The following is a 24330-nucleotide window of genomic DNA, read 5'->3' on the forward strand; positions in this document are numbered from 1 at the left end:
CATGATCATTCAGTTTGAAATGCTTCTGGGGCATGCCATCGTCATAGAAACGGCAAGCGGAAGCGTCCTGGCGAGCCCGAACTTTGACCAGAGCCAACTGCAGGGTGCTGCGGAGAAGCCCGAGGGGTTCATCCACATAGTGCAGGGTGCGAACACGCTTTTCGGGCTCAAACGCATTTTCTCCGCCAGTGAAAAACTGGTCTCAATCACCGTTCTGGAAACCGAGGGGGCGCTCTCTGAGCGACCGATGAAGGCCCACCTGACATTGCTCGGCGCCTCGGCGGTTCTTCTGGCGATACTGCTGGCCCTGATTGGAACCACCACACATCTGACGTTAAAGCCCATCAGTAAGATAAAAGAGGATCTGAGACGCCTCCAATCCGGAAAACAAAGTCGACTGAACCCTCACGTACCGGAAGAGTTTCGTCCACTGATCCGGCAGCTCAATGATTTGCTTGAGCTGTCAAACCGTCGACTGGACCGCCACCGCCGCCTGAATTCTGATCTCTCTCACCTGGTCAAAACCTCTATCTCTGCCAATCTTGCCATTTTGTCGGACATCGACACCTTGCCTCCGTCCCGGGAGGATGTTGTGTTTATGGCCTCTAACTTGCGGGAGCTTGACAAATCCCTGAACTACAGGATGAGCAAGGCAGACATATCAGGCAGACAGATGGGACGAACGTGCATGCCGGTTGAAATCACGACAAGTGTCATCACCGTCATGGAAAAAATATTCCCTGATACGGTTTTCCGCCTCCACACCACCTTACCTGAAAACTTCAGTTGGCCAATGGAGCGCCAGGATCTTTCAGAGCTGCTTGGAAATTTACTCGAAAATGGTGGGAAGTGGTGCCAGACAACCGTAGACGTGTCAATTGTCCGCTCGCCATCAGGACTCACCATAAAAGTAACGGACGATGGCCCCGGAATTTCTCCCGAGGCGGCAGCCACTGTCATGGACAGGGGCACCAGGCTGGATGAAACGGTCGCCGGTTTTGGGCTCGGATTGTCCATCGTGTCCGAGATTGTCGAAGACAACCTCGGACACCTGGAAATCGGATCCTCGAAAAAGGGAGGAGCCAGAATACTGATTTTACTGCCATTTCCGGACTAGATTACGACCGAAAGGCCAGTCATCATAAAATATCCGGCCTTCAAAGACTCAGTTTTAGCAGTAATCAGCTGCGTCACTAATCATTCTTCGAGTTTAAATCAGAATCAACGGAGTCATTCTGGCTGTTGGTTGGCGGAAGATTGATCGAGAATAGCTGATATCGTTTGTTCTCCCCCAACTTCTCAGCGTCGGCGGATTGCCGATTGAGAAAATCATTCACTTCATGATTTGGTATCGCTGCAAAGACCCTGTCGTAACCATCAGTTTCCAGCAGGCTGTCGAACTCTGTTGGGGTAACTTCCACTGCGTCGCCCAACGAATAAAAGCGTGCCGAAAACGGCATCTCACCGATGTAAAAAATTGGACTGTCTCCCTCTCGACGAATACTTTCATAACGGCTGATCAATTGCTTTTCGGTTTTTAGTGGTTTTACGCCACTAACACCAATGAAAACAAAAAGGGTGATGACGATGGGCGCAAGCCAAACGGCGCCCAACCTGATTCTGGACCAAGGACGTAAATCGAGGTGCGACACCCATCCAGCAATCAGAATTGCAGAAAAGGGCAGAGAAGGCAGGACGTACGTCCAAAGCGTGTTGCCTGCCAGGGTGAAAAACAGCATTGGCGTTATCGCACAAAACACCAGATACAGCGTTGAGGCATCCTGAGCAGCATCAGTGAAGATATCCTTTGTTTTGCCTCTCGCTGCTGCAAATCCAAAGCCAACCAAGCCAATGATACCCCACGGAAATGAAGCCCAAAGCCAGAATATCCAGATCATGCCCTTGGGCCGATTATGGGCACTACCGTATAAATCGCCTGCCCATCCGGGATCCAGAAACCGGCTAAAGTGCTCGCCAATAATGAAGTAGTTGAGAAACCCCGGCGTTTTCAATTCAGCGAGCACGTACCATGGCAAAGCAATCAATAGTGTTAGAAGTGAACCAAGGAGCCAGGGTAGTTTTTTCAGTGGCTGTAACCGCTGCCTGAAAATAGCAGCCCAGAGCACCAGCGGGGTAACCGTCAATACAACAGCCAACGGTCCCTTTGACAACAAACCGATAGCCAGGCCCACGAAAAACCACCAGCGCCAGTACTCAGAGCGCCCTGAAAGCACAAACCACACGCTCACCAGCGAGAGGGTCGTTCCAAAAACCAGGAAGGTATCAGTCATTACTGCGCCGGCACTGATATAGGTGAGTGCCATGGTAGAAAGCACCAGAATAGACCATCTAGCGACCACAGCACCCCGCGCATGTTTTGCAAGGCACCACGTCAGCCAGACGATTCCGATCGTGGCGAACCACGCCGGTAGCCGGAGGGAAAATTCAGACAGTCCAAATAGCTTTAGAGAGGCAGCCTGAGCCCAGAATGACAAGGGAGGCTTTCCCCAGAACGGAGTTCCGGGTTCGAACCAGGGTGTTATCCAGTCCCCGGTTTCAGCCATTAAGCGAGCGATCTCCGCGTATCGGGGCTCGGTTGTATCCACAAGGGGAAACAGCGTCATCCCGATAAAGCGACTCAACAATATGGCGGCCAGCACCCAGAACCAGGGCTCAATTCGCTTTAGCATTCTTGACGCCCCTGAAGTTACTGAATTGGTCTCGGCTCGACACCTCCCGGTTCTCGACCACTTCTTCGGTCAGATACAGGGGGCGCAGTTTCGATTCGATGTAGGTTTTGCCCACATACTCACCGACGATGCCAACGCTCACCAGCTGTATGCCACCCAGAAAACTGATGAGAGCGATTAAAGATGGATACCCGTCAGTCGGGTCCCCAAGCATGATCGCTTTCGCGACAATCCAGACCCCGAACAATCCACCGACGGACGCAGCCAGCAAGCCAACCAACGTTGCCCATCTGAGAGGTGACACTGAAAAGGAGGTCAACCCTTCAAGAGCTAAGCCAACCAGGCCAGGATAATCCCACTTGCTTTCTCCTGCCGCTCTCAATGCCCGGTCGTATTTGATGATTGTCGTTGGCATACCGACCCAGGCAAAGAGTCCCTTCATATAACGGTTGCGCTCCCCCAACCGGAGAAGGGCATCAACCGCCCGCCGGCTCATCAACCGGAAGTCGCCCGTATCGACGGGTATTTCAGTGCGACTGGTCCTGTTGAGCAAACGATAGAAAAGGTGTGCACTCAAACGTTTGAAAAAACTCTCACCCACGCGCGATCGACGTTGCATCAGGACGACATCAAAGCCTGACTTCCAGCTCCTGACCATCTCGGGAATATACTCAGGTGGGTCCTGAAGGTCTGCATCCAGAACGATCACCGCATCTCCCCGTGCATGCTCCAGCCCCGCCGTAACGGCCGCCTCTTTACCAAAGTTGCGGCTTAACTTGACCAGGCGAATGCTCGACTTGGTTTCAATAATCGTCTTCATGAATTTGGCACTGCCATCTTCACTGCCATCGTCTACGACCACGATTTCCGAGCGAATATCCAGGCTCGCAAGGACTGGCAATACATGATCAAAGAATATGGGGAGCATCGACCGTTCATTGAAAACCGGAACCACCAGAGAAAGCAGCTCTGATTCGTTCAGTGCGCGGGAAGTCTTAAGAGATTTGTTCACGGAACACCAGCCTTTGGTAGACAACATAGTTAAATGCAGCGACAGCGACGGTGGTTAGAAGCTGTGCAGGAGCAACGGGGATTTCAAACAGTTGATGCAGACAGAAAAAGATCAGAACGTTCAGGAGAGACGCGAGTGAACAGGAAACAATGTATCGCCAGATGGCCTGGATGTGTGGTCGCGCATTTGGAAAGACCAAAGTCCTCTGCAACCCGTAGTTGGTAACAGCTCCGACGACGCTTCCAGAAAAGGTGGCCGCTACGGGGTCCATGCCAAGCAAAACCAAGCCGGACATGGCCGCCCAATGGAAAAGGGTGGCCATTCCGCCAGCGGCAAAAAATCCACTTATTCGTTTAAAGGAAACCTTCTTCATCCTGGCCGACACACCCGTGGCTAACCATTGAGTCCGATGTTTCAACAGCAAGACCCTCGTCTCCGTTGAAACGGGCGGAATTACACTTCCATGCATGTAACCGCAACTATGCATTTCCGCCTCACATCTACCGCTGAATATCACCCACCTTGGCTCTAGAGAAGCGACCGAACAGAACCGGCAAAACAAACAGCGTCAGGAAGGTTGCAGTGACAAGGCCGCCAACAATCACGCTGGCTAACGGCTTCTGGATTTCCGCCCCCACGCCCGTCGACAATAGCATTGGTATCAAACCGAGCGCCGAGGTAATCGCCGTCATCAATACAGGGCGCAACCGGGAGACGGCACCTTCAAACACCGCGGTATCCACGTTCAACCCATCCTGTATTCGCTGATTGATGCTTTCGACCATAACGACCCCGTTGAGCACCGCCACACCAAATAGAGTGATAAAGCCCACCGAACTGGGCACGGAAAGATACTGGCCGGAAATCCAGAGCGAGAAGACGCCACCAATGACAGCAAGCGGCACGTTGACCAGAATTAACAGTGCCTGACCAACCGAACTGAAAGCAAAGTACAGCAGCAGTGCAATCAGGCCCAGAGATACAGGTACCACAATGGTCAATCGCTTCTGAGCTCGCTGCTGGTTTTCAAACTGACCACCAATATCAACCGAATAGCCGGGGGGAAGGTTCACTTCTGACGCGATGGTATCCTGAATATCGGCAACCACACTGCCCATGTCACGACCCTGCACATTGGACTGAATAACCACACGGCGCTGAACGTCATCGCGACGCACCTGCGGTGGGCCGGACGCAATAGACACATCGGCCACATCACCGAGTCTCACCCAGGCTCCGGACGGCGCCTGTAACCTGAGATCGGCAATGGCATCCCGGTCTTCGCGGAAACGTTTGGCCAGACGCACATAGATATCGTACCGCTCATTTCCGTTGATGATCTGGCCTGCAGCGGCACCACCCAGTCCATCGCGGACGACACTCATCACATCAGACACGGCGAGTCCGTACCGGGAGAGTGCCTGACGATCAGGCTGAACCACCAACTGCGCTTCACCGGCGATCTGCTCCATGGCCACATCCCGTGTTCCCTGAACGGTTCGGACCGCCGCTTCGATCTGCTGGCCTTTCTCCGCCAGTACGTCGAGATCCGGGCCAAAGAGTTTGATGGCCAACTGCGCACGAACACCTGACAACAATTCATCAACCCGAGTCGCGATAGGCTGAGAAAAGTTAAACAGTAGTCCCGGGTGCTGTTCGAGCTTCTCCTCAAACAGAGCCTGCAATTCATAGCGATTACTGGCGCTGGTCCACTCCGAAGTTGGTTTTAAGCCAATATAGATCTCTATGTTGTTAACTGGCTCCGGGTCGCCGCCTATTTCTGCTCGGCCAGCCCTGGACAAAGCGTAAGTCACTTCTGGAAATTCCATCAGCATGGCCTCCAGTTTTGGCGCCACTTCAAGCGCCGTATCGAGGCTTGATGAGGGAGCCAGAGTCACCCGGAGGTTAATCGTTCCCTCTTCCAATTCAGGCACGAACTCAGTGCCGAGTCGTGGCACAATCAGCGCTGCCAGCACAACAAGAACAACTGCCGCGCCAACAACGACGCGGCTATGCTTCAGTGACCAGGCAAGCCCCATGCGATAGAGCTTTTCCAGGGGTTTTAGAATGAAGCTTTCCCGCTCCCGAATACCCTTGCGAAACATAAACGAAGCCAACGCAGGCACGACCACCAGAGCAACAATCACAGCGGACACGATGGCCAGCATGATGCTGATCGCCATTGGCTGGAAAAGCTTGGCTTCCACACCTTCAAAACTGAACAGAGGCATGAAAACAACCAGAATAATCGCCGTCGCGAAAAAGATGGGGCGCGCCACTTCCCGGCCGGCTTCCTGCAGTCTAAGCGCAATGCCATGATCATCGTGTGACGCGTCCAACGGATCGGGGTCATTTTCAACCAACTCGTCCCGGTGGGCGTCATGCTCAGCATCAGGATGGGTCAGATGTTTGAACATGTTCTCGACCATAACGACAGAGCCGTCTACCAGCATGCCGATTGCCACAGCAATGCCACCCAGAGACATCAAATTGGCCGAGAGACCGAACCAGGCCATGATCATTAACGCAATACCGATGGAAATCGGTATTGAAAGCAGCACGAGCGTTGTTGCCCGTAGATTCATCAGAAACAGGGCAAGCACGACCGCAATAAACACAAAAGCCAACAAAAGCGCATTGGTCACCGTCTCTACGGCCTTGGTCACCAGATCCGCCTGGTTGTAATAGGGCTCAAAACGAACCCCACTCGGAAGCGCCTGGTTTATGCGATCAATGCGGGCCTCAATGCCGTCGATGGTGGCTTTCGTGTTGGCCCCCATTCGTTTGAGTACAATACCTGAAACCACTTCACCCAGTTGTTCCACTTGACCGCCTTCATCCTTCCGGGTCATGGTCACCGCACCCTGGCGAATTTCAGTGCCCAGCGCCACCTGGGCGACATCGCTCACCGTCACAGTAATGCCTTCACTGGTTTTTACGGGCACCTGACGGATCTGCTCCAGTCCCTGCTCGCCATTACCCAGCCAGCCCATACCGCGAATAACCAGCTGCTCCTGTCCGCGGCCCATGTACCACCCCCCAACATTGGAGTTGTTGTTCTCCAGGGCGTCCATGACGTCATTCTGTGATAAGTCATAGGACAGCATTCGCGCCGGGTTCAGGTTGACCTGATACTGTCGTACTTCTCCGCCAAACGACAGGATCTCTGTAACGCCCTCAGCAGGTATCAGCAGCAGCTTGACCAACCAGTCGTGCAAGCTGCGTAGTTCCATTGCGTCGTACCCCGAATCCGGGCTCGCTATCAACAAGTACTGATAGACCTGGCCGAGACCGGACGTATTCGGGCCCATTTCAGGCACCCCGACGCCGTCCGGAATCAGCTCCCGCGCGGCCTGCAACCGCTCGAACACCAGTTGGCGCGCGAAATAGATATCCGTGCCCTCTTTAAAAACCACGGTGACACCAGACAACCCGGTTTTGGAGATGGACCGAACCTCCTCAACATCCGGCAAGGCATACATCACCGCCTCAATGGGATAGGTGATCAGTTGCTCGACTTCCTCAGCCGCTAGTCCGGGCGCCTCAGTATTAACAGCCACCTGGACGTTTGTAACGTCAGGGAAAGCGTCAAGATTCAGTTTTGGGATCTGAAATGCGGCAGTGGTTATAAGCACCGCGAGTGCAATAAGAACCAACAGGCGGTTCTGAACCGCCCAATCGACTACTCGGTTGAACATAATGGTTCCCTGAATCAGTGGTTGTGCGGATCAAAGCCGCCTTTGGCAATCTCAGAGGCCACAAAAAATGCGCCCCGCAAAACGACTCGTTGGCCCGCAGCCAGGCCGGAAACCTCACGGAGCCCGCCAATTGAACGACCCAGTTCTACTTCCACGGGTTCATACTCGCCTTCGGCCTCTTCCACATAGACCGTCCAGTCGCCGTCTGCGCCACGCATCAATGCAGTCTCCGGCACCGCAAGCACCGGATCACTGGTTTTAAAACGGAAATACACATCGGCGAACATTCCGGGATGAAAACGATCTTCAGGATTGTCCAGCTCCAGCCTGACAATCCGTGTACGGGTAACGGGATCAATGGTGTGGGCTTCCTGAGACACCGTTGCCATGGCCACACGACCAGCTGCTTTGACGACAGCTTCCGCGCCCTTCTCAAGAACAATGTCGGAGCTTGCTGGCAGATGGGCCTCTACCCAAAGTTCACTCTCGTCAGCAAGAGTCACCAGCGGCTGGCCAGCCTCAACTCTCTGTCCTTGCTCAAACTCATCGGTTAGTACTGCGCCATCCACGCGAGCTCTGAGCATGTATTCACCGAGGCTACCCACACCACTGGCCTTCAATGCACCTATGTCATCACCGTTTAGCCCATAAGCAAGCAGAGTCGCGCTTGCCGCTTCAATATTGGCTTTCGCTGTATTGAATCGCTGATCGCCAACCACAGAACGACCCAGCCCGCTGATTCGCTTCCATTCAGGATAAGCTTTCCTGTAATCTGCCTGCGCCTGTGCCACCGTCTCACTGAACAGGGTTACCAGAGGCTGGCCTTTGGTTACGTGCTCACCCAATTCTACGTGACGCCGCAGCACCACTGAGGCAACCCGGGGGGACACGTGATAGCTGGTATAGCCGTTGGTTAGCAGCTCACCGGGCGCGTATATTTCATAGTCAACGCGCTTGCTTTCGAGCGTTGCCACTTCAATGCCGGCCAGGTCTTTCTGTTTGGCATTGAGGCTCGCGGTGGCTGTTTCTTCATGGCCACCGTTCTCATCTTCGTGGCCGTGCCCCCCTTCCTCTTCATGCTCACCTTCTTCACCATGCTCTTCCTTATGCTCGACCTCTTCACTGGCGCCTTCTTGATGATCGTCGCCACCGGCAGCATGATCATGGCCGGTTTCCTGATGAGCGTCTTCCTCTGCCTGTGCAAATGAAAATGGGGCTATAAGCAACGTCAATACAAATACAGAAATCAGAGTTGTCTTCATAATGAATATCCAGTTTCCAGAATATTATTGAAAGGGGGCAACCAGTTCGCCAGACCGTTGTAAGAGTTCAATCAGGCCCAACTGCGCTTGCTTTTCCAGCTCAATGCCGGTTTGCAGGCTCTCCGCGCGCTGGCCCAGTGCCTGGAGATATTCAGATGTGGAAAGATCGCCGACCTGCCACTGCTTCCCGAGCAAATCGGCACTTCGTTGTACACGCCCCTGGGAGAGTTTTGTCCATCGGCTGAGTTGGGTGTCGTATCGCTTCCAGGCAGCTCGGGCGCCCGCCAGGTCATACTGCTGCTTCCGATAAAGTGCCTGAAACCGAGCCTCGGCCTCCAATGATCGTCGGTTGGCAGCTCGGATTTCTGCGCGGTAGTTATTACGGACGTTCAGAGGGATCGAGAACGTCAGGCCAACCAGATTCTCGCCGCCATCACGCCCTCCGCTAAGCCCGACCGTTGGCGATGCCGCCGCTCTGCGCCTGGCCACCTCGGCTTCGCTCCGCAGCACCTGCCACCTCGCGCGGGCAGCAGCAATTGACGGATGAGCCAGCAGATTGTCATTGTCGACCCTGGATTCAAGAGCCGGCCAAATGTGCCCGGGAATCCCCCCATCCTGAGGCTGCCAATCCGGCAGAAGCTCTCTGACCCGGGCTTGCGCCTGATCAACTGCAGCCTTTGCCTGAGCGAGTTCACTGAGCTGTTGAGAAAGGCTTAAAAAAAGCAGCTCTGCGTCGGTACGCCCCAGATCGCCTGCCTGCTGGCGTTGCTCAACCTGGTCCAGCAAGGCATCCAGACGGTGTTGTTGAGATTCCGCAATTTCTTCGGCACGCGTCGCCGCGCGCCACTCGACAAGCGCAAACAGCGACTCAGACGTTTGTGCCAAAATCGTCTCGTTCAAATCAGCTTGTGCGGAAAGCCTGATCAGCTTTGCCTTATCCTTTAGCGCACCCTGTTGATCAGACCAATCGATCGTTTGTGACAGCCCTGCCTCAAAGTTGTTTTCACTGCCCGTTCTGTCTGCTCCAACAGACAGCTCCGGGTTATACAGCGGTTGTTCGCTTGCCTCTGCATCCGAATTCCGGGCTGCCGCCTGCTCTGTCGCCGCCATTACATCTGGATGCTTGCTTATCTGGCCAGTGAGCCAGTTTGTCCAATTCACAGTCTCCGCTTGACCGAACAGAGGAATGGACAATAGTACTGAACACAGCAACGCCCTAGGCGAGTGCTTGCTTGCCTTCATCGACTTTCTCCCGAAGGGGTTAGTAGCCACAATTCATAGGCGCGAGGCGTCCATGATGAGGCAGGAAGAGCCCGAGATAGTAAGTGAAAAGATTGAAATGAACTTGAATTCGAAGCGTCATCCACAAAAGAAACCGCTCTCCGGCTCCACCAGCATTCCCGGACCGTCCTTTTGACGGACAAAATGAGCACCAAAGGCTTATGTTTCTGCAGCGTTCAGATCAATAGCATGTCATTCGATGCCCCTTACTTTCCAACACTTTATCAAGGTGATCTATGTCTGGAGCAACGAATAAAGCATGCGCACCGCGCCACGTATTCAAACTCAAACTGGCTTTCCTGGTTCTGTTATGGCCCCTCACGGTCAAATCAGAGCTCGCAGTGGATGAAATATACTCGCCCCGAGTAACTGCCGGGGATCTCGAAATTGGAGTGGTTGGGGCGCTTCTGGACAGTGAGAGGGCCGAGATCGACAACCTTCGTGCCGATCAATGGGAGGTGGGTTACGGGCTATCTGAACGCCTGAGCGCCGAACTTAACCTCAACGCGATCAAGAGACCGGGAGGCGCCTATTCACTTGAGGAATACGAAATCGAACTGATTGGAAACTTTTTTCAAGACAACAAGAGCGCTGCGGGTTTGTTCATTGAGCTGTCAAAAGAACATGGCCAAAAAGCCGGTGGAGTGACCCTTGGGTCACTTTACGAGAGACAGCTATACGCGCATTACAGCATCCTGACGAACCTTCTGGTTAGCCGCTCATTTGGCGAAGACGACGAGCAGCTTGAGCCCACGGGCTCATTACAGATCGCCTACACGAAGTCTGACACGTTTCAGCCAGGTCTGGAGTATTACGGGGCCGAAAATAATCATTTGATGGGACCTGCGATCCTGGCTGAGTTCAGAATGGGCTCCAGTATTCTGGAACTCCAGGCGGGCGTTGCATTTGGCCTCACCAGGGACTCAGACGATATGATCTATCGCTGGGAACTGGGGATAGAACTGTGATGGCGGCCCGCAACCAAAAGCCGCAAAACCGCCATCCAGTTTCCGGAGCACTAGCTTGAAGCAGGCTCCAGTGCACTCTCACCGGTTTCGCCGTCCTCGATACGAACAGCCCGAACCAGGCGGGATACAAGTACCTTGCCGTCACCCGGGTGCCCATCCTGGGTTCTGCCCGTTCTGACAATGAGTTCCACAACTTCACCAGCGACATCATCGGTCGCTACGTCTATCTCCAGCTTGACCATCTTCACTTTCTCCAGAGGCGACTCATCGCCGACCAGATGACCAAATTCGTTGAGAGACACGACGGCAATGCTTGCCACTCCCTTGACTCTGGCCAGAGCATCAACCACATGCTCTGCCATAACCTCTCTGACATAAGCCTTTATTTCATACATAAGCCTTCTCCTGCCTATCAGACTTCAACGTCACGACGTTCGGATGCAAACCACTGATACACGCTGGGCAACACTACCAACGTCAGCAACGTTGACGTGATCAGACCGCCAACCACAACCGTTGCCAGTGGCCGTTGGACATTAGAGCCAATGCCATCGGCCAGCAGCAGGGGAATCAGCCCCAGAATAGCCACAGAGGCGGTCATCAGAACCGGCCGCAAACGGCGTTGAGCACCCAACTTGACTGCTTCAATGACTTCGTAGCCTTCGTCCCGCAACTGATTGATGTAGCTCACCATCACCACACCGTTCAGTACGGCTACGCCGAACACCGCGATGAATCCCACGGCAGCGGGCACAGAGAGGTAAAGCCCCGTCACAAACAGCGCGACAATGCCACCAGTAACCGCAAAGGGCACATTCATGAAGATCAGCGCCGCATAGCGCAGACTACTGAATGCCGAAAAGAGAAGCAGGAAAATGAGCGCCAGGGTAATGGGCACAACAATCGCAAGCCGCGCCATGGCCCTTTCCTGATTCTCGAACTGACCGCCGAACTCCACGAAATAACCCGGCGGCATGTCCACTTGCTCATCTATCTGTTTGCGCAAATCCTGAACGACACCGCCCATATCGCGACCACGTACGTTCATCTGCACATACTGGCGGCGACTGGCATTGGAACGTGAAATCTTCTTCGGGCCAGCGTACATTTCAACATCAGCCACTCGTGAAAGCGGGATAAGCTCGCCACTGTTCCCCCTGAGGGGAAGCTTTCTGATTTCATCGATGGACCCGCGATAGGACTCTTGCAGCCGGGCGAAAATCTCAAATCGACGGACACCGTCAAAGACAAGTCCGGCGCCTTTACCGCCAATTCCGGTTTCGACCGTACTCATCAGGTTATCTATGCTGATGCCGAACTGCGCCAGCACTTCACGGTCGGGGCGAATAACAATCTGTTTCTTGCCCGCACTCTGCTGGGCGCGCACATCCGTCGCACCCGGCACATCTTTCGCGAGGGCCGCCACTTCCTTGCCGATACGGCCCAACTCGCCCAGGTCGTCACCGAAAATGCTGGCAACCAGTTGCGCCTGAACACCTGACAAGAGCTCGTCGGTTCTGAGCTGAATCGGTTGGGAAAGGTTATTGGCAAGCCCTGGAACCCGCTCATTCAAGGCCTTTGCGATCTCGCCCTGAAGATCCTCATAGCGCACATCCGCTCTCCACTGATCCAGGGGCTTCAGATTCACAAGCGTCGCGACAACGTTCACAGGCTCAGGATCACCACCCACTTCGGCACGACCGATCCGGGCATAGGTTCCGGTGACCTCTGGAAATTCGTCTATAACGGACTGTATCCGTTTGCCATATTTAATGGCGGATTCCAGACTGGCTCCGGGCGGCAGTGTTGAGCGAATCTGGAACGTGCCTTCCCGGAGCGTGGGCACGAATTCGCTTCCGAGATAGGGAAACAGCAGGAGACTGCCTGCAAAGGCAATGACGGCAACGCCCATCACAACCTTAGGTGCTTTGACCACAGCATTCACCACCGGTTTGTATAACCGGTTCAGGAACAGAACCAGCTTCGGCTCCTTATGGTGCCCGCCCATCTTGAATGAGAGAGAGGCCAGAACCGGCACCAACGTCAACGCGAGCAGCAATGCGCCGATCAGAGCGAAGCTGATGGTATAGGCCATGGGCGAAAACAGCTTGCCCTCAACGCCCTGCAGCGTAAACAGCGGCAGGAAAACGATGATAATGATGCCGATGGCAAATACGATCGGACGAGCCACTTCCCGGGCGGATTCACCCACGAGCCTCAGAACACTGACCTTTTCCTCCGATCGTTCTTCCAGATGTCGGAAGATGTTCTCTATCATCACGACAGCGCCGTCCACCATCATACCGATGCCGATAGCCAGCCCGCCCAGACTCATCAAGTTGGCGGACATGCCTGAAATGCGCATCGCGATGAATGCGACAAGTACAGACAACGGCAAGGTTGCGACCACAATCAATGTTGAACGAATGTTTCCCAGGAACAGATAAAGGAACACCAGCACCAGAACCGAGCCCTCAAGCAACGCTTTCTCGACAGTGCCTATGGCCTTGCCCACCAACTCCGCCTGGGAGTAATACGCTTCGATCTTCAGACCCTCCGGAAGTGACTTGTTCAGGTCGTCGATTTTTGCATTGACGTCCTCAAGTACCTGGCTGGTGTTGGTCCCGATCAACTTCATCACGTAACCGCCAACGGATTCCTCACCTGAGGACACCTCTGCACCACGGCGAATTGCCGGTCCAAGACCAACCTCCGCAACATCCTTGACGTAAATTGGGGACTCCCCCTCACTCTTGGACACAATGATGTTCTGGATGTCTTTGATGCCTTCGGAACCAGAGTTGACCCAGCCATAACCGCGAACAATATATTCTTCACCTCCCCGCGTAATGAAAGAAGCGCCGACGTTACGATTATTCTGGGTGAGAGCGCCGCGAATATCTGACACCGTTAGATTTCTCGCCTGAAGCTTCTGCGCATCAATATTGACCTGGTACTGCTTTACCTCGCCGCCGATGGACAGCACACCGGTTACGCCCGGCACGGTCCTGAGCTGGGGTTTGACAATCCAGTCCTGAATCGTGCGAATTTCCTGCAGGCTGTATTGATCTTTATCCTCAGCTTCCAGGGAATACATCAGGATGCGCCCAAGACCGCTTGCGATGGGCCCGAGTTCGGGTTCCCCCATCCCTTCGGGAATCTGGCGCTTGGCCTCGGATAGCCGTTCGTTAACTAGCCGCCTGGCGAAGTAGATATCGGTGCCATCTTCGAAATAGATGGTCACCCGCGAAAGCCCGAAGATCGACGTGCTCTGCACTTTTTCCAGTTTAGGGATTCCGTACATGCTGATTTCAACGGGATAGGAAATCAGCGTTTCGATATCAACCGGCGACAGACCAGGACTGGTGGTAAACACCTGAACCATAGTCGGCGTCGCGTCGGGAAACGCGTCCACCGGCAGTTTTTGAAATGAAAATACGCCGGCAACGATCACGGCGATAGCAAAAACAAGCGTCATCAGACGATTGTTCAGCGCATAATTCACAATTGCGTTGATCATGCTCCCCCCGGGGTTTAGTGTCCGTGAGCGGCGCTGCGGCCACTGGCGGTAATGGCCGACATCAGATCAAAAGCGCCTACTGAAACCACTTCCGTGTTTGCGCTGATGCCGGACTTGATCTCAATCCAGTCGTTTGCCTCCTTGCCAAGCGTGACGGGAACCGCCTTGTAAGCCCCTTTCTCATCGCCCGGAACAAACACAACAGATTCATCGCCAATGGTTTGAACCGCATCATCCGGAACCAGCGGCAGTGATGCCTCCGCTTCCGTCATGATTCTGGCCGTGGCATAGGTATTCGGGCGAAGGTCGCCCCTGGGAGACTTCAGCACAACGCGAACCGGGATAGTGCGGGTCTTTTCATCCAGCATGCTCGACACCCAGGATACCTGCCCACTGTGAAACCGGTCAGAGCTTGAATCCCTGGAGGAAATCTGAACCTCGTCTCCCATTGAAATCTGGTCAATATCGGATTCCGACACCTGAAGAATGGCCCACAACACCGAGGCATCAGCCACGATGAAAGGCGTATCCGACGGACTCAACGTCTGCCCCAGACGAACATGCATCTGCTCGACACGCCCCTCAATGGGTGAGCGGAGCGCGTATTGCGCCAGGCCCCCACTGTCACCTGACGACTCGCTGCCATAAACCGCCAGTTGTTCCCGCACGGAATCGTACTCCGCTTTTGTTTCAAGAAAGGCAGCCTTGGCATCAAGGAACTCTTCTTCACTGGAAATACCCTGTCCCTGCAACTCTCTTTCACGATTGTAGTCAGACTCGGCCGCTTCTTTGCGGGCCTCCAGCGAAATCAACCGGGAGCGAATCCGGGCCAGCTCCACACTGTTCAGGGTCGCCAGCAACTGCCCCTTATTGACACGATCCCCCAGATCAACCGTCAACCCTGTCAGTTTTCCCTCCAGCAGCGGACCAACCTCGGCCACGCGATCCGGCACATACTGAATCTCGGCAGGTGCCGTGACAATTGCGCCAGCGCGCCCCTTAGCAGCAGCCACAGTCTGAATGGACAGTAACTTTGTCTGCTCCGGCGTCAGATGGATCTGTCGGGACTGGTTTTCCTCTCCGGCATGCTCGGCTTCTTCATTTCCGTGCTGGTCACCCTCGGCTTCTCCGGCAGCGTATGCCTGCTGCAAGCTCAGAATGCTGACAACAATTAAAAATATCTTCAGATTGCGAATCATTCATTCACCCTCAATATTTAAAGAACGGTCAATTTTGAGTTTTATATTCTCAGGACCCGGCTGACATCGACAGAGCACCTCCTGTGCTTATCTCCAGCGCCCGGACGGCATCGATATAATCATTCTGTGCCTGAACGTATTCCTGCCTTACCGACAGGAGATTGTCCTGTGCCGCCAGAACATCCGAGGCACCGACCTTGCCCGCCCGAAGTGCTTTCTGCATCAGCTGTAATGTTTCCTCTGAACGCTCCAGGATCGACTCGTTCATCTGGCGCAGCCGAACGGCGGTGGATTCATACCGGGCCACAGCCGACACAACCTGACGCTCTGTAGCCAGGCGCAAGGCCTCTGCCTCAAGCTCGGAGGTTTTCAGCCGCGCAGCAGCTTGTCTCTGCTCACCGGAATAATCATGGAAAACGGTCAAAGGCATCGACACCCCTGCACCGAAAAGGTTGGAGCCTTCCTCACGATCATAAAATCCGAAGACTTTCAGATTTGGAATCGTCAGGCTTTTCGCAACTTCAAGGCCAGATTCATTTGCTGCAATTCTGGCGGCCGCCGCTTTCAGGTCCGCTCTCTGACTCTGTGCCATCTCGACAAGCTGGCTGGTTGGAGGCAGGTCTTCGAGCGTCACATCAAGCTCGCCGGTCACCCCAACGGCATCGGAGGGGGACACCCCGAGCACTTCGGTAAGATCAATTTTTGATTGCTCGAGCTTTTGTTCCGCCGAGGCTTTTTGATTCCGGGCCCTGGCAAGCCCAATGACTGCGGTATTGAGATCAATCCGGGTTTGTTTACCCTGTTTTACGGACATTTCAACCAGGTCTTTGGTGCGTTGCATAAGATCAACGGCACGGGTTGCAGTTTCCAACTCTTTCTGAGCCAGCAGTATCCGGAAATAGGCGGCCCGCACCCGCGCCTTGGTGGCCACCTTCAGATATTCAAGCTCCTGTTGCCGGGACGAGAGATTGCTCTGGGCACGCGACTGGCCAAGGTCGCCGCGATTACCCATCCAGATCTCCTGAGTAACCCTAACCCCATATTCCAGGGACTCGTCGGCCTGATTCGGGGCCTGACGGGCCCCCAACTCAAACTCTGGATTGCTGGGCGCCCAGCGGCTGGCATGATCAAGCTGCCCCTGCTGTATCGAGACCGCAGCCCGCCTCAAAGCCAATACCGGGCTATTCTCAAAAGCCATCACCATGGCCTCGTTCAGGGAAACAGCCTGGCTGGCTTTGGCCTGCTGATATTCTTTCAGCGACACACTCTCTTTTGCCTGGGCCGACACCATAGGAGAGACGGCCAAGGCTCCCGGAACTATCATCGCGCACAACAAGAATCGTTTGTTCATTCAGTATCATCCTGGCTGTTTGACTGAGGTCAGTGAGTCAGCATTTTTGCGTGGGAATCTGGAACGACCTTACAGACAAACCTTTAATACAGTTTGAAATTCAGGCACCGGATAAAGTGTGAGGTTGGCAGCACGAGGCAGAGGTAAGGGCGAGGATGTCGAGTCACCCGGCTATAAGGCAGGCGCACGATGGTGGGTTCTTGCTCGATAAATAAAAAACCGGCCCGTCATTTGGGCCGGTTTTTTATTTTAGATCTGAATTGCTTGTGATCGCTGGTCCGATCAGAAACTCTTGCTCCAACCCAGCCAGAACTTCGGGTCATCCGAGTTGACAGAGCCAAGCGCGTCAGTTGAATCAATGTCCGCGTACTCGACGTTAACGCTGAAGGAACCGAAGTTTCCCGCATCCTTTGTAACGTTGGCGGCGACGTGTGAATAACTTGCCTCGCCGACAGAAGTCTTGCCGTCGTCAGCGAAGTCGTAATAGCCGAGCGTCACACCGGCACTGTAACTGTCTTCCAGAGGCACCCCAACAGAGGCGTAGTAATAGGCATCCCCCTGTACGAACACCCCATCACCACTGGTGTCGCTGTTGATCGTGTAGGCCAGGCCGATGGCCGCAATGCCATAACTGATCTCGCCGTACAGTTCGCCGAAGTCGATGGAGTCCGGCGCGTCAGGATACGCATAATAAATGTACCCAACGTCATAACCCAGTTCTTCCACAGAGCCGGAGAATCCGGCATAAAGATCAAGCTCATAGCTGGTGCCGTCACCAAAATCGACATTGGAACCCCAACCACCGGCGTAGAAGCCCGACGCATGCTCATAATCCAACCCTCCCTGGACAGCCGCAGCCCCGTCTGTCTGGGTGACGCCCCGGAACAGATAGTTGCTGCTGGCGCTCACATTTGAGCTGACGTCAGCGCTAACAATGGCGGGCGCAGCCTGAAGTGCTGCAAGCAAAGTGATACTGATAAATCCGGATTTGGTGAAAAACTGCTTCTTCATAATGGATACCTTCGGTTGGGTTTCATTGCTCCAAATATGATTTAGCAAAAGTCTTGCCACATCTTATTTATTCTTGTTTATCATTATTATAGAGACAAATCGGCACATTCTGAGCTTGCCCCCGAAAAACGACCCAACACCTAGCGCCCCAGAACCTGTCACCGGCCCGGACCAGCGCCCTGTTTTGATGCATTCTCTGTAACCATTCTGTAATCTTTGCCAAATAGACTTTAATAGCGCTTCAACACACACAAGCAAACCGAAAAAGGTGAGACAGATCATGAGCAAGAAATATTTGGGCTTGGCTTTGGCGATTTCTGCCGCTTCTGCTGTACAGGCCGGAAACGTTACGACCAGCGGCGAAGACCTTGTGATCGATACCGAGAGCGGTATCAAGGTGAAAACGTCGGATAAATCGGCGTCTTTTCAGCTCGGCGGGCGCCTTCAATGGGATTACGACGCCACGCAGTCTGACGACAACGGTGTTGACACAACCGATTTCGATGTGCGCCGGGCACGGCTGTACGCCAAGGGCCACTTTGGCGACTGGGCGTACAAGACCCAGTTCAACGTGGCTGAAAGTGATGGCGCCGACGGCGGTACTGCTGAAGACCTGTACATTCGTTACCTGGGATTTGGCTCAGCTGCAACCGTGACTATCGGTAAACAGAAAGAGCCGTTCGGCCTGGAAGAATTAACGAGTTCAAAAGACATCTCAGCGCTTGAGCGATCTGCCGTGACCGAGCGCTATGCCCCCGGCCGTAGCGGCGGCATCCAGCTCAGCGGCAAAGGCAGCAACTGGACCTACGGTATCGGCTATTTCGAGGCAGACGGCAATGGCAGCGACGACTTCAATAACACGGCAGTAACCGCACGGGGCACGTTTGCACCTGTTCAAACGAATAATGCTGTTGTTCATCTTGGTGCGGGCTATACCACGCGTGACGCCGACATCCAGGCCGATGAGGTCGACACGCTTAATCTGGAACTGGCCGGCGCTTCCGGGCCCTTCCATGCCCAGGCCGAATATTTCGATTCCGAAGAAGGCCAAGTGGATGTTAATGGTTATTACGTGCAGCTTGGCTGGATCATCACCGGCGAAAGCCGCCCTTACAAAGCCGGAGCATTCAAGCGGGTAAAACCGGCATCGCCCAAAGGGGCCTGGGAAGTTGTTGCCCGCTTTGAAGATGGTGACGGAAAATACAGTGACGTGGGGCTGACCACGACCGACGGCGAGCAAACAACACTGGGCGTTAACTATTACGCCAACAAGAATGTTCGACTGGGTATGAGCTACATGGATGGCGAAGAAGCCAATGGCGCGAGCGGAGATGAAGTTCGCGCAAGGTTGCAATACGCATTTTGACCGCACGGGATCCCCGGTCAAGCATATATTTGGCTGAAAACCGATGCAGAAAACATCACCATTAAAAAATAATCGGAAAATTCAGCTCTGGTTAAGGTTGGCTTGATACGCTTTACCCGAGTCGAGTCAAGTCGATCATTAATGACGTGCTCTGATTTTCAGGGCAGGCACTGGCCTGCCCTGTTTTTTTAATGCCTGCCCCGCACCCCTGCCAGCCGGCTTTCGGGCGCCGACTGCCAGCATCTGTAAATTTGTTTTAGTGCAACACTGCCAGACACATTTTGCCGTGCCGTAAACTTGCCGATTTCAGGCTTTTCTGCTAAATAGAACACAGCCTTATTGTTTTTGGGCTGCAATAACTACAATCTCGTTTTAGAGACGTTGGAGGATTGATGAAAACAATACAAAAGCGAATCAGTCAGGGATTTTTGGGGGCGCTGATAGCCGCAAACGGCATACCTGCTGCCTTAGCGGTGGAGGTCCCGACAGCTTCAGGAGTCAAGCTGGATATACTTACCCAAGGCAAGTTTCAACCAACCTATTTTTCTAATTTCGATCTGGACAGCAGCGTCGACGATGGCGCTACCGGCACTTCTGCTGGCGCTGTTCAGGTTGGAGATGAGCACGTCAGGGCTGAGGTCAGGCTTGGAGTGGTGGCGACTGGCGATAACTGGACGGGTAAACTGCTTCTCGAGAATGACTTTGCCCTTGATGCCAATTCGGTCGATCGCGCATACCGAGGCGAGAGATTTGGCTTGGAGCAGGCCTTCTTCACTTACACCTTCGATCCGGCCTTTACACTTCAGGGTGGCTGGACTTTCAAGAATCTGGACATGGCCTCAGGCGGCCTTCTATATGGCGACGACCACCCCTTGTTCGGCGCCACCGGCAAGACCTCGTTCGGTAGCTACGATGTTTTCTGGATGCCGATTACAGATGGGCTGATTTCCAACCTCCAGGCTCCTGGAGCAAACCCTGCTAACGGTGAACTGGACTGGGACGTGTTTGCTTCAAAGTTTGATTTTGATCTGGGAAAAGGTAGTCGTATCTCCCCGATCCTGACATACAGCGACAACCAGCAGCAAGGTGCAAAGGCAACCTATTACGGTGTCGAATACATCGGAAATATTGGCGCCATAAAGGTACGGGCCGAGGTGCTGGGCGTGACCGGTAGTTTCGACAATGGCGATGACATCAGTGCCTATGCCGGTTACGCGGGCCTTGAGTACCCGGTTAGTGAATCCTTCAACCCCTTTGTAGCACTACGCGTAGCAAGTGGGGATGACGATCCTACCGATAATGATGTAGAGGGCTGGCTGGGCATCACCGACATCGGTAGATTCTCGCCCCTGATCGGTATTGATGGCCAGTTCTTGGGATGGCAGCCGAACTCTAACCAAGCGATAGCATCGGGCCTCTTCGGCCTCGCCCTTGACCAGGCTGGTCCTGGTGGCGCTGGGTATGGTGGTATTTCCAATGCCGGTACTGGTAACAATCCGGGCCAAATCATGCTCTCCGTTGGCAGTTCGGGTAATTTAGCGTCGATCTCGCCTAAGCTGTCTTATCAGGCGCAGATTTTCCCGATGTGGTTCCAGCAAACGGGGGGGCTTGAGACGCTTAGCACTGCCAGTGGATCTGTGGATAGTTATGCCGGTACCGAACTTGATGTGGCTGTAAAATACCAGGCCAACCAGTACTTTGCTCCAAGACTGGTGCTCTCCAGTTTCCTGCCCGGCAAGGGCGTTGAGGATGCCACCGGCGCAGACGATGCGGCCTATGTTGCAATGCTCGAGCTGAACTGGAATTACTGAGCCCGGTTGATAAATGACGACTGGAAGCAATCAAGTTGAGGCGCCGGTAACCGGGGCCTCAACTTTTTTAAGGGGGCATAGATTTTATGAAGCTGTTTTTCGTGATCTTCCTGATTTTTTTTGCCGCATCCAATGCTCAGGCCCAAGGCTACGATGTACCATTGGATTCGCTGTCGGAGTGGACAGGAAAGAAGAGCATCAGGGTGGTATCGAATATTGAGGGCCTGAACACCGATAAAGAGTTTCTCGCACTGCTGGGGCGCCTCACCGTCAAGGGATTCGATGTAAAGTTTGGCAGTTCCGGACCCATCGATGAAGGCCTGACTCTTGAGGTTCTCCAGGTCAGAGATAAGACTGCACTCTCTATAAAGTCCACCGATTCTCAAAAATACTTTCTTTCCGTCCTGATTGACAAAGCCAATCAGGACGGGGGTGAAATACGGGCCGAAGCCTACACTCCGAGTATTCTCCCACTGCCGGAAGATTTCAGCCCTAAAATGATTGAGGCGCTGCCTCGGCCCAGCCAGAAAGACAGTCAACTGGTTTTCCTGTCAGATTCGGCATTGGTACTGGGACTCTTCGATGGCGGCAGGGTTAAAAGAATTGATGAACTGACATCAGGCATCAAAAATTCGAAAGCCATTTTCTTGTCAGTTGGCCAGTCAGACTCAGATCCGAACCCGGAGGTTGCCGTAGTATGGGGTCAGGACCGGGATATTTCAGGCAAGGGACAATACACAAAGATCTACTCTCAGCTTTTTGAAATCTCGGGGCAAACGCTGCAGGAAGAATCCGAAAAAGCCGAGAATGTGGCGTTACGGTTTATCAATAATCAACTGCACACCCAACGATACGAGTTGCTGCAAGGTGACATTGGAAAAATAGCAGTTACTTCCGGGAAACAGACCAATGCTCGAAATGACTCCGTTGTCCCGGCCGATGCTGGAAACATGATTTTTTCCTACTTCCCTATCGACAACGCTACCTCAATCATAGTAAATGAAGCCAATCTTGAATTGCGGAACTCAAGCTGGAAGTCTTCGCCACAACTCGGGCTCGGCAAGGTATCCTCGCCAAGACTAACGAAACGCCTGAAGGACAGGAAAATCATTACATCACCCGATTACGCCTTTTCCGTTAACGAGGAACATCTGTCCATTCCCAGGAAAGCGGTTGTGAACAATGGATCGGTTGTAACCTATCTCAGAAAAAGAAGGCCTGGGCTTTCTGGCTTAACATCCGCTTCAGGACCAGATTCGTTAATCAAAGCAAGCTGGGACAGTGATACGCCCGAATCCGGGTTTTCGATTTCACCCATGCATGAAATAAGCTCTTTTATTATTGATTTTTCATATGTGAAAAATAGGGGAGCGTTTCGATTACTCGTATTAACTAATGAAGAAAGTGATAACCAGGGCGCAAGAAAAATATACATATATTGACAGGCTCAGAGCCCGGCGATGCCATCCATTGCCTACCCTGAAGACACCCTCAACACACGGCTCGCACTGACACAGATGGGGCCAAAAAACGCGCGCTTTCCTATCTTCACCGGGCTTTGCTGGGGCACAAATGCCCGGAGAGCCGCCGCACCTGCATGGTTTCCGCACACGGCGACTGGTAACAAAAAGTCTAACAGACAAAATGTTGCAATTCGACGGACAGTAATCTAATGTCTTTTTTGTAAGAAAAACAACTATGTTGTGGCTCGAAAAAAATAAATGACTTGACAAAAAGACTAAAAGGGAATGTGCACATGCGCAATAAGCTGAGAACACTCGCCGCTCCGCTGGCAATGGCTGTAGCAACAACGCCGGCTTTGGCCGCAGAGCCGGTCGGACGTGCGTCACCGACTGTAGAAGACCTGAAGGTTGAAATAAATCAACTGACAGCAGAAATGGAGAAACTTAAGAATGGCGATTCGCCCTTCACAGTGAACGGTTATTACCGCCTTCAGGCCACGTCGCAGAGCCTGGACGAGACCAACGACAACAGCAGTGCCTTTGTAGATCAGCGCCTGCGCGCAAAGATCAGCGGCGACCTCAACGATAACGTGACTGTAGTCTGGTACGGTGAGTTCGATTCTCCGTGGGGTGAGACGGGAAGCTGCCAGGGTGACAATTGCGGCAAGCTCAGCGCCGATGGCGTTGGCGTTGAAACCAAAAATGCTTACGCTGAACTGAAGGTGCCAAACAGCGACTGGAAGGTACGGGCGGGCATCCAGGGCTATGGCTTCGGCAAGTACGAGAGTTTCGTCACCAACGACGACATGAATGGCATTTCCTTTGCGGGCAATGTTGGCATGGCCACGCTGACAGGTGGCTGGTTCAAGTGGGAAGAAAACGATAGAGATTCCGCGGACGACGTGGACTTCTACACGGTGAGCGCCGAGCTTCACCCCAGCGAGGTTTTCCACTACGGCCTTACCGGAGCCCAGATCAGCAACAGCAGTCAGGCTGCTCTGAATGGCACGGCGGCTCGAACGGATGACAACTATTTCGGTGCCTACGCCGATTATACCTATAACCAAATGGCCTATAGCGGTTCGGTACTTTACAAAAAGTCGTCCGGACTCGACTCTGACGCAACAGATGGCGACACATACATGTTGAACCTGTATGCCCAGAGACACTGGGGCAACGCGAGCCTCAAGATTCACGGCATCTACATTCCGGCTGACGACAGCAGCAATGGCGCAGATCGCTTCGCGGCAAACCAGTCAGGCTGGGAGCTGAATAGCAGTAATCTGCAAATCTTCGGAACAGACGTCTACTACAACAATGGTTCCCAGGGGGCTAAATCCGTTTCCGATGCAGCTTACCAGGGATACGGTCTGATGGGGCTGATCGTCTCGGGTGATCAGAAGCTTTCCAACGACTACTACCTGAAGTACGGCACCGGTTACTTCCGCGTTGCCGACGACGCGCCCGACAGCGCCACTCAGGCTAATGGCTCGAGCCTCGGCACTGAAGTCGCTGCACAGTTCGGCAAAAAAATCGCCGGTTTGTATGACCTCAGCCTGCGTGGATCCTATGGCTTCATGGGAGACTTTTACGGAGACAACCCTGAGGACACCTATAAGGTTGTCGCTATGGTCAACATTAGCTACTGATGATCGTGTAATCTCATGATCCTTACTATAACGGCCGGGCAATAGCCCG

The 24330-nt window shown here is 53.6% G+C and carries 17 protein-coding genes; 6 read left to right on the forward strand and 11 right to left on the reverse strand.

Annotation, left to right across the window (positions count from 1 at the left end):
• Position 1 precedes the first annotated feature (1 nt).
• On the forward strand, positions 2-1117 hold the full coding sequence (locus tag AC13D2_RS08010; RefSeq protein ID WP_292050236.1) for an ATP-binding protein: 1116 nt from the start codon (positions 2-4) through the stop codon (positions 1115-1117).
• Positions 1118-1193: 76 nt separating this feature from the next.
• Here AC13D2_RS08010 and AC13D2_RS08015 read toward each other — a convergent pair whose 3' ends face one another.
• The 6 genes from AC13D2_RS08015 to AC13D2_RS08040 form a co-directional block, all read right to left on the reverse strand.
• Entirely contained in the window at positions 1194-2690 is a 1497-nt protein-coding gene (locus AC13D2_RS08015) for an ArnT family glycosyltransferase (RefSeq protein WP_292050237.1), read from the reverse strand.
• Entirely contained in the window at positions 2674-3702 is a 1029-nt protein-coding gene (locus tag AC13D2_RS08020) for a glycosyltransferase family 2 protein (protein ID WP_292050238.1), read from the reverse strand. The genes AC13D2_RS08015 and AC13D2_RS08020 overlap by 17 nt, the downstream gene beginning before the upstream one ends.
• The gene (locus tag AC13D2_RS08025; protein WP_292050239.1) at positions 3686-4126 is read right to left on the reverse strand and encodes a GtrA family protein; all 441 of its coding nucleotides are present in this window, start codon (positions 4124-4126) and stop codon (positions 3686-3688) included. Before AC13D2_RS08025 ends, AC13D2_RS08020 begins: the two co-directional genes overlap by 17 nt.
• A 76-nt stretch (positions 4127-4202) precedes the next feature.
• A complete protein-coding gene (locus AC13D2_RS08030) occupies positions 4203-7400 on the reverse strand; it encodes an efflux RND transporter permease subunit (RefSeq protein ID WP_292050240.1) in 3198 nt (1065 codons plus the stop codon).
• 14 nt (positions 7401-7414) lie between these two features.
• Positions 7415-8662 (reverse strand): efflux RND transporter periplasmic adaptor subunit, encoded by a 1248-nt coding sequence (locus tag AC13D2_RS08035; protein ID WP_482938450.1) that lies wholly within the window; start codon positions 8660-8662, stop codon positions 7415-7417.
• Positions 8663-8686: 24 nt separating this feature from the next.
• A complete protein-coding gene (locus AC13D2_RS08040) occupies positions 8687-9823 on the reverse strand; it encodes a TolC family protein (RefSeq protein ID WP_482938451.1) in 1137 nt (378 codons plus the stop codon).
• Between the two features lie 356 nt (positions 9824-10179).
• On the opposite strand from AC13D2_RS08040, the gene AC13D2_RS08045 reads away from it, so the two are divergent.
• The gene (locus AC13D2_RS08045; RefSeq protein WP_482938452.1) at positions 10180-10911 is read left to right on the forward strand and encodes a hypothetical protein; all 732 of its coding nucleotides are present in this window, start codon (positions 10180-10182) and stop codon (positions 10909-10911) included.
• Between the two features lie 50 nt (positions 10912-10961).
• Here the strand turns inward: AC13D2_RS08045 and AC13D2_RS08050 are convergent, their stop codons facing one another.
• The 5 genes from AC13D2_RS08050 to AC13D2_RS08070 form a co-directional block, all read right to left on the reverse strand.
• Positions 10962-11306 (reverse strand): P-II family nitrogen regulator, encoded by a 345-nt coding sequence (locus tag AC13D2_RS08050; RefSeq protein WP_482938453.1) that lies wholly within the window; start codon positions 11304-11306, stop codon positions 10962-10964.
• A gap of 17 nt (positions 11307-11323) precedes the next feature.
• Entirely contained in the window at positions 11324-14431 is a 3108-nt protein-coding gene (locus AC13D2_RS08055) for an efflux RND transporter permease subunit (protein ID WP_482938454.1), read from the reverse strand.
• Between the two features lie 14 nt (positions 14432-14445).
• Positions 14446-15630 carry an efflux RND transporter periplasmic adaptor subunit gene (locus AC13D2_RS08060; protein WP_475102122.1) on the reverse strand — a complete coding sequence of 395 codons (1185 nt, stop codon included), beginning with the start codon at positions 15628-15630 and terminating at the stop codon, positions 14446-14448.
• Between the two features lie 49 nt (positions 15631-15679).
• A complete protein-coding gene (locus AC13D2_RS08065) occupies positions 15680-16981 on the reverse strand; it encodes a TolC family protein (RefSeq protein ID WP_475089108.1) in 1302 nt (433 codons plus the stop codon).
• 282 nt (positions 16982-17263) lie between these two features.
• Complete coding sequence (locus AC13D2_RS08070; protein WP_482938455.1) at positions 17264-17992, reverse strand: TorF family putative porin; 729 nt, start codon at positions 17990-17992, stop codon at positions 17264-17266.
• A 280-nt stretch (positions 17993-18272) separates the two neighbouring features.
• Here AC13D2_RS08070 and AC13D2_RS08075 point away from each other — a divergent pair, with 280 nt between their 5' ends.
• The 4 genes from AC13D2_RS08075 (at position 18273) to AC13D2_RS08090 (ending at position 24281) form a co-directional block, all read left to right on the forward strand.
• On the forward strand, positions 18273-19358 hold the full coding sequence (locus AC13D2_RS08075) for an OprO/OprP family phosphate-selective porin (RefSeq protein ID WP_482938456.1): 1086 nt from the start codon (positions 18273-18275) through the stop codon (positions 19356-19358).
• Positions 19359-19750: 392 nt separating this feature from the next.
• On the forward strand, positions 19751-21169 hold the full coding sequence (locus tag AC13D2_RS08080) for a hypothetical protein (RefSeq protein WP_300495535.1): 1419 nt from the start codon (positions 19751-19753) through the stop codon (positions 21167-21169).
• A gap of 86 nt (positions 21170-21255) precedes the next feature.
• Entirely contained in the window at positions 21256-22611 is a 1356-nt protein-coding gene (locus tag AC13D2_RS08085; protein WP_482938457.1) for a hypothetical protein, read from the forward strand.
• 314 nt (positions 22612-22925) lie between these two features.
• Entirely contained in the window at positions 22926-24281 is a 1356-nt protein-coding gene (locus AC13D2_RS08090; protein WP_482938458.1) for a hypothetical protein, read from the forward strand.
• The last annotated feature ends 49 nt before the right edge of the window (positions 24282-24330 follow it).

This window comes from Marinobacter sp. B-12, from assembly GCF_056857915.1.